Raw genomic sequence first — 2,934 nt, 5'->3', positions numbered from 1 at the left:
CAAAACCCAATCGATGATTTAAAGGCGCTCTATCCTAAAGCCAAAAGTCAGCACATGAAGCATGTAGATATCAATGAGCTGCCTGCCCTACTCCAAGCTATCGAAGGCTATAATGGTCACGACCAAACCCGATTAGGTATGAAATTCTTAGCATATTCATTCTGTCGTACCATCGAGCTGCGTATGATGAAGTGGAGTCATATCGATTTTGCCAATCGCTTATGGCGTGTTGATATTGATAACCTTAAAATTGCGCGTAAACATGTCGTACCACTATCAGATCAAATGCTTGCAGTGCTAGAAGAGATGAAAGCCATCACGGGGCAATATGAGTACGTGTTTTATCATACAGGCATGCATCAGCCATATAGTGAAGAGTTCATCAATAATGCGCTTGATATCTTAGGTTATGCGGGCAAACAAACAGGTCACGGCTTTCGTCACATCGCCTCTACCAATCTAAACGAGCTTGGCTATATGGGCGACGCGATTGAAAAGCAGATGGCGCATGATAAAAAAAGCAGCATTCGCGCGGTTTATAACCACGCGCAGCATTTAGAGGAGCGCCGAAAGATCATGCAGGTCTGGGCTGATTTTTTAGACTTACTTAGAGACAAAGGTGAGGTCGTTGACTTTCAGACCGCACGGCAGCAGATTGAGAATTCCTTGTATAGCAAAAAATCTAGTACCTTAGAGGATGCTGATAAACAGGAGTTAATTAACGCCCTTCTTCATAAGGGCCTTAGTATGGATGAGTTAAGAGGATTGATAAGTAGCTAATCGATATCTTATGATAAAAAAATGGACTATGCCTAACAAACTCCCGCTGACTTTATACGTCTACAGATTGGGAAAATGAATTTTACTTGAGCCTTTCCCAAACTTTGTGTAACTGCTTATAATCCACTAACCGGAGAATAAGCAATGACTACTCAATCTGACATTAAAAAACTGGCTGAGCAAATGGCTGGTAGCATGAAAAGCTTTGATGACATCAAAGACTTCCAGAAGCAGCTCATGCAATCTTTTATCGATACTGCCCTTGAAGCTGAGATGGAAGACCATCTCGGCTACCCCAAGCATGAGAAAGCAGACAAGCCAAACAAGCGCAATGGGCACACTAAAAAGACAGTCCGCAGTGACACGGGCGATCTTGAAATCTCCACCCCAAGAGACCGTAATGGTGACTTTGAACCTGCGTTAGTGCGTAAGCATCAAAGTCGTATCTCAGGCCTTGATGACAAGATCATATTCCTTTACGCCAAAGGTCAAACCACTACCGAGATTGTAGAGAGCATCAAAGAGCTCTACGATGTAGATATCTCAAGTACATTGGTTTCAAGAGTCACCGATAATATCTTAGACGACATCACCGCTTGGCAGAACCGACCATTGAGCAGCGTCTATCCTATCGTCTATTTAGACTGCATCGTCGTTAAGGTACGTCAAGATAAGCAGATTATCAACAAAGCCATTTACTTAGCGCTAGGTGTTGCTCTTGATGGTAAAAAAGAGCTGCTTGGTATGTGGTTATCAGAGAATTAAGGCGCTAAGTTCTGGCTAGGCGTTCTCACTGAACTACAAAACCGCGGGGTACAAGATATCCTCATTGCCTGTGTTGATGGCTTAAAGGGCTTCCCTGATGCTATCAATACGGTTTATCCCAAAGCCAAGGTTCAGCTGTGTATCGTGCATATGGTACGTTACTCCATGAAGTTCGTACCGTGGACGGATAAAAAGGCTGTTGCGGCTGATTTAAAGGCCATCTACGGCGCTGATACGCTTGAGATAGCAGAGGCCAACCTTGAGCACTTTAATGAGGTTTGGGGTGATAAGTACCCGCATGTCATCAAGTCTTGGCGTAATAACTGGGAAGGCTTAACGGTGTTCTTTGAGTATCCTAAAGACATCAGAAAAGCGATTTATACCACCAATGCCATCGAGTCATTAAACAGTGTGATTCGGACAGCGGTGNNTAAGGTGTTCCCCTCTGATCAGGCGGCATTCAAGGTAGTCTACCTAGCAACTCAGCAGGCATCGTCAAGGTGGTCGATGCCAATCCGTAACTGGACGTCTGCTCTGAATCGTTTTATGATTATGTTTGATGACCGTGTAAGCAGGCATTTAATCTAAATGGCAGTTACACAGAATCTGGGATGGTCTCTTTTACTTCTATCAATGGTTAACAAGTCCTTGGTGGTTGCTCTTCAATCAATTTGTTTATAAATTTATTGATTGTAAGGCCATCATCGCTTGCGAGTTTATGTAGCTTCGCGTAGTTTTTCTTGTATATCTTTACACTAGTATTATCGTTATTCGTATTCTGAGCAGAATAGCTTTTTTTAGCCTTGATGGCGTTTCTTAAGCTATAAAGCACATACCCTCTTTCAGAGAAACTATTTTCTTTGGTAGTTTTGAATGCCGGGTAATCTATATTTGAAAGTGCATCTAAACTTGCTAGTATCAACTCGTATTTTTCTTGAGTGTTTTGTGGAAAAAATATGTTTTTTAGAGCAATATAATTAGGCTTTTCTTTACGGCTTTCCTGATCTAACCGACCATTACTATTTTCACCTTCAACTTTCTCTTTATTAAGGTAATTATAAATCTGTTCAATTTGATCAGCATTCGAAGAGTCAATCCATTTGACTTCTTCATCAGTAACTCTGTTGATTAAATAGGTCGATTTGATTAGCAGGATACTTCTAACTTTTTCATCTAACAAACTAACATAACGCTTTGATTTATACTTAGGGATAGTGTATTTATTATTAAATAAGTAAATGTCATATCGTATAAAATCTGAAACCGCACTAATAAATTCCAACCTGCCTTTATAGGCACAACCTGCAAATTGACGTTCTACTAAGCTTGCTAAAAAAACAGAGCAGCGTAAATCATCTTTAAACCATTAGACCTCTTGCAAAAGTCATA

Annotated in this window: 2 protein-coding genes and 1 pseudogene; 2 read left to right on the top strand and 1 reads right to left on the bottom strand. The window is 41.0% G+C overall.

The features are described 5' to 3' along the window. Both B2575_RS12175 and B2575_RS12170 read left to right on the top strand, forming a co-directional pair. The coding region (locus B2575_RS12175; RefSeq protein WP_296242321.1) for a tyrosine-type recombinase/integrase at positions 1–780 on the top strand (780 nt) is incomplete at its 5' end. A 144-nt stretch (positions 781–924) separates the two neighbouring features. Beyond that, positions 925–2,133 (top strand): annotated as a pseudogene (locus tag B2575_RS12170) (IS256 family transposase). A gap of 49 nt (positions 2,134–2,182) precedes the next feature. Here the strand turns inward: B2575_RS12170 and B2575_RS12165 are convergent. Further along, the gene (locus B2575_RS12165; protein ID WP_296242320.1) at positions 2,183–2,725 is read right to left on the bottom strand and encodes a hypothetical protein; all 543 of its coding nucleotides are present in this window, start codon (positions 2,723–2,725) and stop codon (positions 2,183–2,185) included. Between the last annotated feature and the right edge of the window lie 209 nt (positions 2,726–2,934).

Source organism: Psychrobacter sp. UBA6739 (assembly GCF_002453835.1).
In the GTDB taxonomy this organism is placed as follows: domain Bacteria; phylum Pseudomonadota; class Gammaproteobacteria; order Pseudomonadales; family Moraxellaceae; genus Psychrobacter; species Psychrobacter immobilis_A.
The sequence above is the reverse complement of the archived record's forward strand: the minus strand, read 5'-3'. Positions and strand labels throughout refer to the sequence as shown.